This is a genomic window from Alteromonas sp. Cnat2-8, from assembly GCF_022348355.1.
Lineage (GTDB): Bacteria > Pseudomonadota > Gammaproteobacteria > Enterobacterales > Alteromonadaceae > Alteromonas > Alteromonas macleodii.
The window spans coordinates 488,984-504,977 of sequence record NZ_JAKREX010000004.1; the positions used below are offsets into that span (position 1 = coordinate 488,984).

The window sequence follows — 15,994 nt, forward strand, 5'->3', positions numbered from 1 at the left end:
CAACGATGACATTGCGCTTTCGTCGATTTACCTCGACTTATGTCTCGTCCACTATATAACAGGTCACATTTTCAAGCTTGGTAAGTTCCCCACTTTGGTCGTTACGCAACACGCACTGTTCACCATCACTTAGCAGCGTAAAACTATAAACAGGGTTGTCGTGTCTTCCGTCAATAGGTAATCCCCTACTATCAACCTTTGCTTTACGCTCAATCGTTATGCTCGCGGTTTGACTGAATGCATCCTCGGCTATCGTTATGTTTAGACCACCAAACCAGTTGCTGATCTTACTTTCAATAGCTTGCTTTTGACTCACACTCATGGATTTGGTTACTGCCTCGTGTAACTCAGCCTCCTGCGTTGTCGCGCATCCGCTCGCCGAGAGCAAAAGTATGGCGAGAGGTGCAGCTAGCAGTCTTCCTTTTAGCAGTTTTCCTTTTTTATTAGGAAGCGACATTACTTGCGTTCCTGAATAACAGGCTGATTTATTTTGTTGTGTAAAATAAAGTTCTCTTTGCGTTGTTCAGGCTTGTCGATAGGAATGAGCTTTTCGCCCCCTAACGCACTTTGGTTACTGCGCAGTGCTTTGACATCCGCCACGCCGTTTGACGTGACAACTTCGGGACATGAGCCTGTAGCAGCATATTCCAATGCAGCTGACAGCATCCCTTCATTTGGATCACCCAAGCTTGCGGTAAAGTCATCTTCAACTTCACACCCCGGCAACTCAAAATCGAAATTAGGCGTGGTGGTAGGCATGAAACCATCAGCATAATCACCAAACCCTTTGTTATTCACCCCTTGGAACTGGATAGTAAAGTAGGTCTCACCGCAATTGTCTGTTGGGTAGAACCCATACGGCTTACCACAAGTAGTAGAGCCAATTTGCACTACTTCTACATCAATACCACGAAGTGCATTCATTACCGCTTCACTTGCTGAACATGTTGCACCCGTGGCTAAAACGTAAACCTTCGTCAGCGAAAGGCTAGGCAGAAGCGTGTCGGTAAGTTGCCCTGCGTTATAGTCAATAACATTGCGGTAAAACGGTGTTGGACGAATAGTCTCTCCGGTGACAGGGTTGGTGTTTGGGTTTTTATCGTTAAAACGCAATGTTTCAAAGGTTGCGTTATTGGTTTGGTTCGGACCCGCTATCATATAGGAAAGCTGTGAAGCTAGCGCCAAACGTCCTCCGCCGTTGTAGCGAAGGTCAATAACGAGCTCGGTCACATTTTCTTCAACAAACATATCGAACGCATCAATCAACCCTTCTTGCGCGGTAACGATAAAGGTATTGAATTGGAAGTAGCCCGTTTTGCCGTTTTCGGTATCGAGTACCTTTGCGTTTTGAACCGGCGTTACGCTGATATCGCCGGAGGTGATGTCTACTGAGAGAGTTGAACCATCAACCTGCACAAACTCAAAGCTTGTAACCGTACCTGCGTCTTCCGGAAACAGAGCAGCATTAATCGCGTTGACGCCCTGCTGCGTGTTGTCATTGACAAAGTCGACGCCGTTTATACGCGAAAGGGTCGCACCGCGAGGCACGCCAGCAGTAGCTGCAGGTGAACCCGGCTCAGTGAATCGCACTGTTAGTACTCTCGGCACGGTTGTTGAACCAAATTCCCAATCAAACCCATAGCCCGATGAAATCCCCGATTGAGACAGTTCGTTATATTCGGCAGTGTCTTGTGAAAAGTGGAAGTTATCTTTTGGCGTACCGCTTGGCGTTAGTTCATTGGTTTTAAGCTGATCAAAATATCCCAACACTGAGAAATTTGCAGGGTCATTGTCATCTACTTCGTCGTACCACAAGTAAGTGTCATTAGTCCAAGTACGTAGCCACAGCTTTTCATCCATGGCGGTACCTTGTGTATCTGGGTAAGCCCTATTAGTAAAAGGATCAATACCGCTTCTAGGAGTCTCACATTTCGCTAGATATTGAGATTGCGGTTCATACACCCCCGCTTCCCATTCTGGCTCTGTTGTTACAGGTGTCGTTGGCGTGGTAGGCGTTGTCACCACAGGAGGGGTATTAGACGAGCCTGAGCCGCCTCCACATCCAGCTAGAAGAGAAATCGTGACTGCAAGTGCAACAGAAGAATACGTATACGCTTTCATGATTTAGAAAATATCCTTTTAAAACGGCTAGCCCAAAACTACTAAACTTGTGCTAAAAACAACTTTTATTAGCATAGCCGATAGTGACATATCCTTCTAAGCGTAACTACATAACAAAAGTTTAAAATGTTTCGAAATGTAAGAAAACGTGTTGCAGAGTTGATGAGTAAGTTTCATTCGTGACGCGTATCGCTCTATCGCGGTAGAAAAGAAGACTACTTATTCTGCCGTAACAATATACTTATTATCGTCTCTAGTTTAACTGCAACACACCTACCGACCGTGCAGTTAAGCTACTCACATATACACCTTCATCTGTCTGTATTGCGCCTGTAACAAAGGGAAATGCACCACTAGGGTCTTGATAACTTTGTAAAACCTCTCCGCTTTCGCTTATTTTAACAAGGTGCCCGTATGCTTGGCCTTGTGGGCGCATGAACTGTGGCAGACGCTGTACAATTTTACGAATGAAAGGCTTGTCAGATAGAGCGTCAACGGGAGCGGAGCGAGGCGAAGCAAGACCCAGAAAGTAGGCGCCGCTAGTTGCCTGACTGATGTTGTCTGGGAATCCCGGCAAATTATCAATCACGACCTCCACTTGACCCTGTTTTGGCCCAACTAGCCAATAGCGCAACACGCGATATTTACCGGTTTCGTTGACCAACACTGAATTTTGATCATGGCTTATTGCGACACCATTCGCAAAAACCAAACCATCCATCAGTACATTACTCGTTCTACGTACTGGGTCGTACTCTATAAGCCTGCCATTGCCTCTATGTTCCAAAATTTCTAACAGGCTCGCTTGCAGCGTTCCCCCATACTCTTTGGCAGAGAACTTGGTAGTTGCATCAGTGAAGTAAATATTGCCGTTGTCGGCAATATCCACATCGTCCGCATATACAACGTTAGTGTTTTCTACTTGGTTAACCAATACCGTTAGCTCACCTTCAGGGTCTGCAATTAGCAATCCGCGATGAGCATCGGCGATTAATAAGTTGCCGTTGGTATCAAACTCGATACCGAGCGGACGTCCACCAGTGTTAATCCACGGAGTAAATGCTACCTCACCTTTTTTCTTGAGTAATACCGCGCCAGAATGAGTGGCGGTTGCAATAGTTCCCGCAGCGTTTATCGCAAAATCCTCCGGCCCTTTATCTGCGCCTAATTCAATAAGCGAAAGATCTGCCAGACGGTTGTTTTCCGCAAACTCCCCCGAAAATCCGCTACTGCTCGCTGCTTGCCAGCCTATTGGCGCAATGGGAACTGGCCACAATAGTAAATACCCTAAAACCAGAATGACAAAGCCACCGAATACCTTCATTTATGCTCTCCTACAAGCAACGCATGTTGTGTATCTATCAACCATAGCAAGCAACCCTCCGATACTCTGCTTTCGTTTATAAATAGAACACTATCATCCAGAGCTTTCTAAATAGCGCATATTTGAATATGCATTACAAATTCGTTAGGTAGCATCCATTCCCCCCTTCAGATCGTTTGTTTATAAAATGCTACAGAGGTACGTCATGCCATTTTATGCAAAAACACTCGGAGATAATCACGCTAAGCAAGTTGACAAAGAACTACGTGCGAGCCACGCGGGAGAGACGGAGCCGTTTGGATATACCGTGGTGCTCTATTCGCCGAATGTGTTTTAAAACTGGTTAATCTTTCTGGCACAAAAAGCGAGGCACAACCCTTCATACATGAGCACCTTAAAACGGAAAGACGACACCTCGCCGTCTTTGAAAACGAAATGCCGCTTTTTAGGGGAAGTTTTATTTTACCTGTATGGATAGCTTCTGGGTTTATCACCGGTTTTATTCCAAGACTTTGCGGTATTAATTGCTTTTACTACACCATTTACCGAGTAGAGCAGTTCGTAGATTCGCATTACGAAGAACAATGCAAGCGCATTTCTGCGTTAGCCATCCCCCCTTCAAACGTTATAAATCGGTTTAGACAATGCCAAGCAGATGAACAACATCACAGAGATGAAGCGCTGTTCCTAATGACAAAAAGGCCGTCGTTATTAATGAAATTATGGGGCGCAGCCGTTGAAAAAGGCTCTTCAATTGCCGTTGCAATCGCAAAACTGATTTAAGGTTTTGAGCTTATGTGCGGTGACCTGTAATTACAAAATAGGTATCAGTAAGTCTGTTAATTAAAACGAAAGAGACGTGCTTGAAGTGGGAAAAAAGAACAGAGTTAGGCCGTCAAGGCCCTGTGACAACTGCGGTATCAATGCCGACACACAGTTTCGTATTCGATGTGGTGATGAAGACACGTGGCGTATAGTATGCAAAGCTTGTCAAGAACGAGCAAAGGCCAGCAATGGCTATATGTATGGCGGTACGTGGAAAAGAAAGAAGCGTAACTAAGGGGCTTCCTGTGAGCCCCTAATAGTTACGATAAGATTTACGCATTCACTCTTTTTTCTTGCGCTGATTGAGGCGCGTTGTTACTCGCGTCGGCTTCAATCTGAGTTTCTGCATTTTTAGCTCGCTTAATCAGCGTATTAGCACGATAAACACTCCACACCACGTACACCGCCATAGGTATATTAAGCTGAAGTGACGCAACCGATAGCGTCGCGCTTTGGTGCACAGCCGCATAGGCTATGAGTAACACCATTACGCTTAGGCCTGATATAAGCAACCATATCGGCTTTGTGAGTGATTTAACTCCCACTGTAATGCCGGTATTAAATAGCATAAGGCACCAAAAAACGGCGATGAGCGAGCCTGTAAAAAACATATCTGCTACAGCAGTTAATGCGAGTGCACTCACACTACCCCACACCGCGCTGTACCAAAGCCTGCTTGCTAACGGCGGATGCGCCTTCTTAGACAGCCAAATCTCCATACCCGACACACAAAGCATGGTCAGCATGACACCAAGAACAAAGTAGAGCCATTTGCTGGTAAGGCCGGCGAAGTCACCGAAGTGCAAACGGTACATCGCCCATACCAACTGCTTACCCCATTCACCGAATTCATAGCCGGCTACACCGATAAAGTTACCCGCCGTATCGAATCGATAGCCTTCTGCGTAGATCATTCTATTGGGTGCCTTGGCATATATTTCGATGAACTGCTCTGGTTCACCGACTTCGTGTACCGTTAAAAATATTGGCGACTTTTCTGGCGCTAGCGTTTCCATTTGTGCAAACGCCCTACCAATAGCCGGTTTACCTTCCTGTGGCGCTAATACAGGGTCTGGCGTAAAGATTTTCTGGATAACCGCGTCGCGATCGCCTTCGTAGTTTAGTGAGGCAACAACCACCAAAATGATCCCTGCCATACCAAAATATGCGCCTGATATACCTATAACTAAATGAAAAGGCGCTGCCCATAGTCCAAAACGGTTGTGCAAATCAATTTGTGCTTGCTGACCGTTGCCACCCCGTCGAAGTTTAAAAGCATCTTTTGCTATTCGTTTGTGAGCAATAATTCCAGTGACGACAAGGGTACAGATGATAGCGCCCAAAGCGCTGACCAAAATCATTCCCCAACTTTGTGGCAAATTGAGATACAAGTGCAAGTTCACAAGCATTTCGGTAAAAGACACGCTTTCTTGCTCTAATAAGTTACCTTCACTGTCGGCAAAGTAAGCAGCATGATCGTTTTCTACCACCAACCGAGGGATATCTGATGTAGGGAAAACCACATAAAGATGGTGAGACTCTTGCGTATTCTGAGCCAAAAAGGTGTCCATCGCCTTTTCAACAACATCAGGAGAAACATTCTTCATTTCTTCAATATGCGGCTGTTCCCACCTTTCAAACTCTAAGTGAAAAACCGCAACGGTCCCAGATAAGCACACCAAAAAGAGAAGTACACTCAGAAAAACGCCTACCCAAGTATGTGCATTTAATGCATTTTGTTTTGTTATTTTATCCATCGATATTCACCTACATGGGGAGGAAAATAAGTATTGGTAGGCAAAGCGCAGCCAAAACTGCGTAAGCAACAACAACTTTAATTTTGTGGGCGGTAGCAAGGTAGTGATAAACAATAAGACCCCACAAAATTGGCAACAGCACGATACCTGTAGCCAACTTCCCTGCTATTGAGAATGGTAGTAGCGCACATAGTCCTAGCGTCAATAACACGCTCACAACCAATAAAACAACCAGCACCACGATGTAGTTTGCGATGTTCCCTAGAACTGTACGTCGCGAGAAATCAAAGCTCCTCGGCTGAGGTACATTTTTTGGCTGAGGCAAATGCGTTTGGTTAAACGCAATAAAAGGCCACACTAAAATGGAAGGGATACACAGCGCATATAGCACGCCAAACTCCCACCCCTGAGCATAAGACCAGCACACTGCTGCAACTAGCCATACGACAAGACCCAAATAAAGATACGTTGACGCTTGAGCGCGCCAACTTTTATAAATAACACCTAAGGCTGCAAGTGTTAAACCACCCGCTGCAACTGAAAGCATGATAAATCCTTAAAACGAATAGGTTAGCGACGCGTTCACTGTTCTGCGTACACCAGGGAAACAGTCACCTCTGAATAAGCAAGACGTGAGATATTTTTTATCGGTCACATTTCTTACATTCAGCTGCAAATTCAAATTATCTGAAAGCTCATACGACACCATCAGGTCACCAAGGGTGTAGCTAGGCGTGTCGTATCTGATGACACCATTCTCGGAAACTGATTCTCCCACGTAGCGAATACCAGCTCCTACGGTTAGCGCTTCAAGCTCAAGTGGAGAATAATTTACCCATAGGGATGCATTGCTGTCTGGCTGTGCTGACAACGAAAAACCGTTAGGATCTTCTGCATCCAAGACCGACGCCGCAAACTGCGCTGTAATTTGGCCAAAGTCTACGCGCCCTTCTAGCTCAACCCCTTCTATGGTTGTTACGCCTTGCTGTTGTGCCGCTTCGTCTGGTAATCCGTTGGGATTAGGAAGATTTGAAACTTCAATATCGTAATACGCCAGCGTGATAAAACCAGGAATTGACGAGAGTTCATACTTAATCCCTGCCTCGTATTGACGGCCTTCTTCTGGCTTAAGCTGGTTGTTATTGTTATCTAATCCCACCACCGTCTCGAATGACTCAGCGTAACTAAGGTAGGGAGAAATGCCGTTGTCAAAGCGATACAAAATTCCAGCTGAGTATGATGTTTGCGTGTCATCCTGCTCAGTTACGCCCGTATCATTATCAACGCGGTCGTGACGTAGGCCTAGCGTTACCCGCCAGTTTTCATAGGAAATTTGATCAGACAGGTATAACCCCGTGTCCGTGACTGTCTGTTCAGGCGCATCGTTGTAGATTGCGTCGAAAATGGCTTGCTCTGGTGCGCCTGTGTACTCAGGGTTAGCCAAGTCCAGAATGTACCTAAAATCACCTTGTAATACCCCACCACCAGCATAGTAAGCAGAGTTGGCGTCAGTCTTAACATGTTGATATTGTACACCCGCTAATAATTCATGTTCGAAAGCGCCTGTTACAAAGCCCTTGTTTACACGAATATCAAAAGCGTGTTGATTAAACGTATTGTCTGCTTGATAAAACGTTCTCGGCACAAAGGTATCGGTAGGCGCGACCGGTGCCCCTACAAAAGCGTTTAGATAGCGAGTACCGCCCGTAAAAGTGGGCCACGCTTGGTGGTAGTCTGCCTCACCATCTCGCCATAAGGCAGTAAATGAAAGTGACGTTGTATCGTTAATCAAGTGCTCGCCAAGCAAAGTAACTTGGTTCGACTTAGTATCAAATTTATTAAACCCTGGTTCACCTGCGTAAACATCTTGGTCGGGTAAATAAGTGCCGTCAGCCAAAGGCAATAATGTGCCTTCCACAGGAATAAACTGCGCTGCTGTATCACTATCAGTATCTTGGAATAACCCGATTAGCGTTAGCGTTGTATCGTCAGAAGGCATGAAGGAAAGTGACGGCATCAATACTTGGGTATCATCGCTAACATAATCAACCTGAGAGTCAGCATTACGATATATACCAACAAAACGCCCCATCCACTTATCATCTTCAGACAGGCTGCCGTTTACATCCACCCCAACTTGCGCGCGGTCGAAGTTTCCGTAGGACAACACCACTTCGCTTCCTTTGCCTAACGTGGGCGTTTTTGACACATAGTTCATTATGCCACCGGGAGAGCCCTGACCGTAAAGTACAGAGGCAGGCCCCTTAAGCAGCTCAACCTGTTCCATTGTGTAAATTTCAGCTCGCGTAGAATTATAGCTGCCAAACAACTCTTGAATTGAGTCGCGATAGCGCGGAATACTTAATCCTCTGGAAGAGATTGAATCGACTCGGGTGGCGTATCCGTATGACTCCCCCGTCACGCCCGCCATATAGGTGGCAGACTGAGAAAGATTTAACACACCTTTTTGCTTTAAATCTAATGCGGTTTCAATGGAAATTGTACGGGCGAGTTCAACAATCGGTGTATTTGTTTTTGTTGCGCCAAACGGAGAACGCATGCCCACTACTTCAATCTTTTCTACTGCATTCGCTTCTGCTTTTTCCCCTGTTGCTTCTCGCTTATCTATAGCTAAGCCAGCGCCACTTTCATCTTCCTGAGCATGTGCGTGAGACACTAAGATAGCCGCTACCGCCAAGCTGAGTAATTTCTTATTCATGTTGAGTGTTTTCTGTTATTAATTTTTAAGACCCATCAATTCGCCTATTACAAGAATGAAGTGAACTGAAGGCTGCATTAGTACTTTCGTCTAATTTAGCAAAAATTTACACAAATGATAACCAGTATCATTCACATTAACATCAATAAGTAACAGAAAACGCGTTAACCGAGGTTGTTAAGTAACATAAAGATACGCGCATACAAAAAAGCCGAACTAACAGCGTTAGCTCGGCTTTAACTCTCATGAGAACTGAAAGGCTAATGACTATGCCGCTTCACTTTCCTGTTCAGACTCAACCACTTCATGGCTTAATAAATATTCAAATGCAGCAAGCGATGCTTTCGCGCCCTCACCCATCGAAATAACAATTTGCTTATACGGTACTGTTGTTACGTCACCGGCTGCAAATATACCCGGCTCAGATGTATGACACTTAGTATCAACAATAATTTCGCCATACTGCGTCATGTCTACCGTGCCCTTCATAAACTGACTGTTTGGTACAAGTCCAATTTGAACAAATACACCTGCAAGTTCACGGGTGTGCACTTCGTTAGTTGAGCGATCTTGGTATTCAATTGCGTTCACTTTGCCATTTTCAGCAGTAATTTGGCGCGTTGCCGCGTTCTTGATAATGGTAATATTATCGCGCTTTTGAGCTTGATCGATAAGCACCTTATCCGCTTTTAGTTCTGGCATAAATTCAAATACCGTCACCGATTTTACAATGCCTGCAAGGTCAAGTGCTGCTTCAATACCTGAGTTACCACCGCCAATGACCGCTACGTCTTTACCTTTGAAGAAAGGGCCGTCGCAGTGTGGGCAGTATGCAACACCATTACCGATGTTCTCTTTTTCGCCCGGAACACCAAGTTCTCTCCATCGTGCGCCTGTCGCAACAATAACCGTACGAGTGCGGATCTGTTCGCCAGAAGAAAGCGTAATGGTTTTAATATTGCCTTTCTCAATGCTATCAACGCGTACGTGCTCTTTGAGCGTAATGTCGTAATCGCGTACGTGCTCCATCAAGTTACCAACAAGCTCAGGGCCCGTTGTTTTAGGTACTGAGATAAGGTTCTCGATACCCATGGTATCTTTAACTTGGCCGCCAAAAGTTTCAGCAACGATGGCAACTTTAAGGCCTTTACGGGCACTGTAAATCGCCGATGCAACACCTGCTGGGCCACCACCGATAACCGTTACGTCTTGAAGTGGTAACGCATCGCCTTTGTTTGCTTCTTTAAGGCTAGGGTCGCGTTCAATTAACTTGTTGATAAGCACAGAGGCATCAACTTTACCATTCGCGAATAGCTCGCCATTAAGGTATACGCTAGGAACACCTTGGATGTCGCGCTCTTGAATTAAATTTTGATACAACCCGCCGTCGATCATTTCGGTCTTGATATTAGGATTAATCAAAGCGAATTGATTAAGTGCCTGTACGACTTCAGGGCAGTTGTGACAGCTTAAGCTAATGAACACTTCAAAATTAAGTGGTTCATTCACCGCTTTCACCATCGACTTAACGCTATCGTCTAGCTTAAGTTCAGTACCCGCTGCATGCAGCATGGCAAGTACAAGCGAGTTAAACTCGTGACCGCCAGGGATACCAGAAAAACGAATTCCCGTATCTTCGCCGTCAGCTTCCAACAAAAAGCTGATTGCACTGCGCAACTCACCATTTGTGTCACGCTCTTCTACGTTTAATTTTTCGCTTACTGAAGCAATGTCGGACAGAAACGTCACAAGCTCTTCACGCTTGCTATGTTCACCGGTCTGTACGACAAAGGTTACGTTTTTTTGCATTGACTCTGCATATGATTTCAATGCTTGTAAAATTTCTTTAGTTAACACGGTTATTCTGCCTTATTTTCGACACGCCGATCCCCGCCAACCTTTTGAAGGGTCAACAACATAAGCGGAAATTGGAAATTAATATCAGGGAGTGGAGACCCACTCCCTACAAATTATTTGCTTAATACTGTGCAATGCACGAAGCGCTGAGCTTTCATATATTAAGCGCTAAGCGTGCTGCTTAGATTTTGCCTACTAGGTCAAGTGAAGGTGCTAGAGTTGCTTCGCCTTCTTTCCACTTAGCTGGGCAAACTTCACCTGGGTTGTTTGCAACGTACTGAGCGGCTTTAACTTTGCGTACTAGGTCATCTGCGTCACGGCCGATACCTTCAGAAGTGATTTCCATCGCTTGGATGATGCCTTCTGGGTCAACAACAAATGTAGCGCGGTCAGCAAGACCCATAGTTTCACGCATACAATCGAAGTTACGAGTGATTTCGCCTGTTGGGTCGCCAATCATTGCAAATTTGATCTTGTTGATCGTGTCAGAAGAATCGTGCCATGCTTTGTGAGTGAAGTGAGTGTCAGTAGATACTGAAAATACTTCTACGCCACGTGACTGAAGTTCTTCGTACTTGTCAGCGATGTCACCAAGCTCAGTTGGACAAACAAATGTGAAGTCAGCTGGGTAAAATACGAAAACTGCCCATTTACCTTTGATGTCTTCGCTGCTTACGTCTACGAATTCGCCGTCTTTAAATGCAGTTGCTTTGAAAGGTTTGATAGCAGTATTAATCAATGCCATGTTTAATTCTCCATTTGGTTTAAATTATTTTCGCACGTTAAACACATACGAGTACAAACTTTACGTTTATTGTGTCGACATGGTTTTGCAGTTTTGTGAAGATATTCACGTAACGCGAAATTCATGCCTCTCGAAACTGGTGATAAGAATAGCGCGCACAATCACAAAAAACTAATTGGTAAAAATGAATCGCTTAATCAGGTTATTGAATTGAACGATGAAAATTGAGCCAAAATAGATTGATTGTTTTGCAATACGGTTTCACCGGCTAAGCTCTGCTGAATGAGAAAACTATGACCCACTCCCGACTAAAGCGCATCTCCCACGAAATAATGCTAATCGATGGACACGCGCCATCTCGCACTTTGGCAAAGCATGCAAAAATGGAGGCCAGCCCCTTTGTTTTCTACAGAGGCAGTGCGCAGTTGTTTTACGCTGATATAAAAGCTGGCCTTATCAATTTTCCTAAAGAATGCGAGACAGTTCCCCTCACCAGCGTGATGGGAGACTGTCATACTTCCAATTTTGGCTTTCTCACAGAAGAAGGGTCTCACGGAGATACAGTGATCTTCTCACCCAACGACTTTGATGATGCGTGTGTCGGCAGAGCACATTGGGATGTGCTTCGTTATCTCACTTCATTGCACCTTGCCCAGATACATTGCCTAGGCACCGTTGATGGAAAGTATGCGTGCGATAACATCGACATCACTAAACCTGTTGTCAGCCACCAGCAGGTTATTAATGCGCAATACGCATTTATTGAGCGTTATGTAGAAACCTGTAGCCAAGTAGTAGAAAACGCCATGGTGATTAACGAAGCCGTAGACTACTGCCCAGATGCCGTGCCAAGCAAGCTGACCAAACTATATAAAAAAGCCAAAGCCCGCAGCGCAGGAGGAGAAGACTTCACGGTTAAAAGTGCGCTGGCTAAAGCCGTTCATTTTGATGGCAAGACCTTGGGGTTTAAGGCCAACAGTGAGAAATTTTCTACCCTAAGCCCACAAGAATACGCCACGCTACTAGAAGCTTTTGCTCCCTACATGGACGATGCGGTAGTCGATATAGTGAAACGCCTGGACGCGGGTACCGGGTCGGTAAATATGGCGCGCTACTACTTTTTAGTAGGACCAGCAAAACCACATAATTCAGCAAGCTTTGCGCATTGTCATATTGTCGAGGTTAAGCAACAACGTGTTGCGGCGCCTATTTATTACTTTCCAGATTTTAACCCGGTTAATCGCCTAAATGCTGCACACCTTACAGCTCGATGCCAACGAAGAATGCAAAGAAAACCCGACTTAGTGCTTGATGAAGTTAAGTTTGAAAATGCGCATTACCTGGTTCGCTCCCGACATCACGCTAAAGTGGGAATCGACCCACAAGATATTGCAATGGGAAATAAAGCGATAAATGGTGGCTTTGAGTATTTTGCCGAATTGTGCGGGTATAGCCTTGCGCTAGCTCACTGCCGAGGCGATAGAAGAAGTACACGATTCGCGTCGTCAGCATCAACATCTTTTTCTCAAGTAAAAAGCCTGCTCGTAAAAATAGCAAATCTTTATACAGAACAAGTAGTTGATGATCATGCGCTGTTCACTCGTGCGCTGAAATAAAGATATCAATAAAAAGCGTATTTTTTACCCGACGAACTGTTGTCATAGTCGTGTCGTTAGCATTACTTAACACCTATATTAGCTTTTGGTTAAGAGTTAAAGGTATGAGTAAACTTACCTGTAGATGATAAGAACTTGATATTTAAGCAATATTTTAAAAACAGCTTGAATAAGGTTAAGTCATTCCTATCCTTTACAAATGCCCTTAGTGTAGTTCAAGTAATAAGAAAATTGCGCTTCACATATCACTCTGTTTTTTCTATTTCGGCAAAAGCAGAAACAGTAATTATGTGAATTAAAAATAATGAAAACTACAAAGGGAAAATGACGTGAAAACATCATTAACTTTACTATCTGCAGGAATCATTTCTGCACTTTCTTCAACCGCCATCCAAGCTAACGATTTAGTCATTAGCGGTGTTATTGATGGACCGTTAAGCGGTGGTGTTCCAAAAGCAGTTGAACTTTTCGTAGTCAATGACATAGCAGATTTGTCTACCTATGCCCTTGGAACTGCAAACAACGGCGGCGGTACTGATGGCGAAGAGTTTACGTTTCCAGCTGGTGCGTCTGCAAGCGCTGGTACTTATATCTACGTAGCATCAGAAATTGATGGATTTACTGCGTTTTTCGGTTCTGCACCAGACTACGATACTTCATCAATGGGTATTAATGGTGACGACGCTATTGAGCTTTTTAAAGATGGCAGCGTTATTGACACGTTTGGCGATATCAACACCGACGGTAGTGGCACCGCGTGGGAGTACCTAGACGGTTGGGCATACCGGACGTCAGGTCAAACAGCAAATGGCGGCAGTTTCGAAGCATCTAACTGGACTTACAGTGGTGTTGACGCGCTTGATGGCTCGACCACTAACACTGACGCTGCAACGCCGTTTCCAGCGGGTACATTTACCACTGAAGGTGGCGGTGACGTTGTAGAAGTTCCAGAAGAGCCTGCTGTTGAGCTAGGTATTTGCGGTGCAGACGCGACACTTATTAGTGCTATACAGGGCAGTGAAAGCAGCTCTGCTGAAGTTGGCAATAACGTTATAATTGAAGCTATTGTAACTGGCACACGTGCTGGCGGCTTCTTTGTCCAAGAAGAAGCGTCTGATTACGACGCTGACGACGCCACGTCTGAAGGCTTATTTGTAGAAGGTTCTGTTGACGTTGAAACAGGTAACCTGGTTCGCCTTTACGGTGAAGTAGAAGAAAACTACGGTATGACCACACTTGCTATGGATAGTGATGTGGCTGCACTTGATTGTGGTACAGCGGATGCTGTAGCAGCGGTAGAACTTTCTATGCCGTACGAACTTGACCTTGAAACCGTTGAAGGTATGGTTGTTAGCGTGACTGATGCAACAGTGACGAGTACAAACAACCTGTGGCGTTTTGGTGAAATCGTTGTTAGCGACACAATTAAACGCCAACCAAGCGACGTAGCTGCGCCTCTGTCAGAAGCATATACTGCGGCAGAAGAAGCGAGCGAGACAAGCCTTCTTACAATCGAAGATAACAGCAGCTCGCAGTACCCAGATGCTCTTAATTACTTCCCTACTTTCAGCTACGCTAATGCCATTCGCATTGGTGATTCGGTTTCTGCTGCTGGCCCACTAAACTACAGTTTTGGCACTTACAGAATTAATCCAAGCGACGTTATCGAAGTAACGTCTTCTCGCGAAGCAAACCCAGTGGTTACAGAAGGCAACCTATCTATTGCTACGTTCAACGTGCTTAACTACTTTAATGGTGAAGTAGATGCAAATGGCGACGTAACTTTCGATTATGACGAAAACCGCGGCGCAGACGATGAAGTGGCGTTTGAATTGCAACAGGGTCGTATCGTTGAAGCTATCGTTAACCTTAACGCAGACGTTGTCGGTTTGATGGAAATCGAAAACGATGGTTTTGGTGAAGATAGCGCTATCCAATCTCTAGTTAATGCTATTAACGCCGAACTTGGTGAAACCGAGCAATACTCATTCATCGCAACCAGTGATGGCAGTGAAATTGGTACGGATGCGATTACTGTAGGCTTGTTATACAAAGCTACAGTAGTGACGCCAGAAAATGATGCCATGGTAGTTGCTATGCCAGAGCAACAAATTGATGAAGATAGCCTGGCACGCATGCGCCCAAGCCTTCTTCAATCGTTTGTACACACTGAAAGCAGCAAATCGTTCCTTGTTGCCGTGAATCACTTTAAATCAAAAGGTTCACAGTGTGCAGAAGATGTGGCAGAAGCGCCGTCTGAAATCACCACGATTCAGGGTAGCTGTAACGCACTTCGTGTATCGGCAGCTATCACATTAGGCAACGCGCTAAGTGATGAGAGCCTGCCAGAGCGCAAGGTTATCTTAGGCGACTTAAACGCTTATAGCGCTGAAGATCCAGTAGCTGTACTTACCGATTACACACCTGAGTCTCGTGGATACACTATTACGACTGCGGTCAATACAGGTATGGATGAAGGCTCGTCAGTGGACGTAGAGTCTAGCTTCGGCTATCACAACTTGGCTGAAGAGTTTGATGCAGAAGGCTTCTCATATTGGTTCTACGGAACTGAACAGGTAGGTAGTTTAGATCACGTACTAGCAAGTGAAGCCATGCTTGCAGACGCCATTGACGGTGCTCACTGGAACATCAACTCAGTTGAAGCTTACCAGTTGCAGTACGATCAAGCGCTTCGTTATTACCCAGACGAAGACGGTTACGCCTTTACTGATGTTGGTCCATTTAGAAGCTCAGATCATGACCCATTCATCGCAACCTTTGACCTACAAGCAGACGTAGTTGAAGAGGAAGAAGAAGAAAACAATGATAGCTCAGGTGGAGCAATGGGAGGAATTCTTGCCCTGCTAGCTGCAGCGATTGGCTTTCGTCGTCGTTCGACTACTGTTAAGAAGTAAAAAGTGAAAGAAAGAAGTACACGCTTAACGGGTGTGCTTCATTCACATAAAAAAAGCTGCCTCAATGGAGGCAGCTTTTTTATTGGTACTCTTTTCAATAACAGTCTGTGTAGTA

General features: G+C 45.1%; 11 protein-coding genes. 3 read left to right on the forward strand and 8 right to left on the reverse strand.

Annotation, left to right across the window (positions count from 1 at the left end; genetic code table 11):
- Window positions 1-37: 37 nt before the first annotated feature.
- From MHN00_RS13045 to MHN00_RS13055, 3 genes are all read right to left on the reverse strand, one after another.
- Window positions 38-457 (reverse strand): hypothetical protein, encoded by a 420-nt coding sequence (locus MHN00_RS13045; protein WP_239301388.1) that lies wholly within the window; start codon window positions 455-457, stop codon window positions 38-40.
- Window positions 457-2,121: a S41 family peptidase gene (locus MHN00_RS13050; protein WP_014949275.1), complete on the reverse strand. Its 1,665-nt coding sequence runs from the start codon at window positions 2,119-2,121 to the stop codon at window positions 457-459. Before MHN00_RS13050 ends, MHN00_RS13045 begins: the two co-directional genes overlap by 1 nt.
- A 253-nt stretch (window positions 2,122-2,374) precedes the next feature.
- Window positions 2,375-3,445 carry an SMP-30/gluconolactonase/LRE family protein gene (locus MHN00_RS13055; RefSeq protein ID WP_239301390.1) on the reverse strand — a complete coding sequence of 357 codons (1,071 nt, stop codon included), beginning with the start codon at window positions 3,443-3,445 and terminating at the stop codon, window positions 2,375-2,377.
- Between the two features lie 339 nt (window positions 3,446-3,784).
- On the opposite strand from MHN00_RS13055, the gene MHN00_RS13060 reads away from it, so the two are divergent.
- Window positions 3,785-4,228 carry a demethoxyubiquinone hydroxylase family protein gene (locus MHN00_RS13060; protein ID WP_239301446.1) on the forward strand — a complete coding sequence of 148 codons (444 nt, stop codon included), beginning with the start codon at window positions 3,785-3,787 and terminating at the stop codon, window positions 4,226-4,228.
- Window positions 4,229-4,542: 314 nt separating this feature from the next.
- On the opposite strand, the gene MHN00_RS13065 is transcribed toward MHN00_RS13060, so the two are convergent.
- The 5 genes from MHN00_RS13065 to ahpC all read right to left on the reverse strand — a co-directional run bounded on the left by MHN00_RS13065 (window position 4,543) and on the right by ahpC (window position 11,348).
- Window positions 4,543-6,027 carry a PepSY-associated TM helix domain-containing protein gene (locus tag MHN00_RS13065; protein ID WP_239301392.1) on the reverse strand — a complete coding sequence of 495 codons (1,485 nt, stop codon included), beginning with the start codon at window positions 6,025-6,027 and terminating at the stop codon, window positions 4,543-4,545.
- Between the two features lie 10 nt (window positions 6,028-6,037).
- Entirely contained in the window at window positions 6,038-6,574 is a 537-nt protein-coding gene (locus MHN00_RS13070; protein ID WP_239301393.1) for a hypothetical protein, read from the reverse strand.
- Window positions 6,575-6,583: 9 nt separating this feature from the next.
- Entirely contained in the window at window positions 6,584-8,746 is a 2,163-nt protein-coding gene (locus MHN00_RS13075) for a TonB-dependent siderophore receptor (protein WP_239301394.1), read from the reverse strand.
- 267 nt (window positions 8,747-9,013) lie between these two features.
- Window positions 9,014-10,603 carry an alkyl hydroperoxide reductase subunit F gene (gene ahpF, locus MHN00_RS13080; protein WP_014976359.1) on the reverse strand — a complete coding sequence of 530 codons (1,590 nt, stop codon included), beginning with the start codon at window positions 10,601-10,603 and terminating at the stop codon, window positions 9,014-9,016.
- Between the two features lie 181 nt (window positions 10,604-10,784).
- Entirely contained in the window at window positions 10,785-11,348 is a 564-nt protein-coding gene (ahpC, locus tag MHN00_RS13085; RefSeq protein ID WP_014949268.1) for an alkyl hydroperoxide reductase subunit C, read from the reverse strand.
- A 293-nt stretch (window positions 11,349-11,641) separates the two neighbouring features.
- On the opposite strand from ahpC, the gene MHN00_RS13090 reads away from it, so the two are divergent.
- Window positions 11,642-12,964, forward strand: a complete 1,323-nt coding sequence (locus MHN00_RS13090) for a DUF2252 family protein (protein ID WP_239301395.1) — start codon at window positions 11,642-11,644, stop codon at window positions 12,962-12,964.
- 329 nt (window positions 12,965-13,293) lie between these two features.
- The gene (locus tag MHN00_RS13095; RefSeq protein WP_239301396.1) at window positions 13,294-15,879 is read left to right on the forward strand and encodes an ExeM/NucH family extracellular endonuclease; all 2,586 of its coding nucleotides are present in this window, start codon (window positions 13,294-13,296) and stop codon (window positions 15,877-15,879) included.
- The last annotated feature ends 115 nt before the right edge of the window (window positions 15,880-15,994 follow it).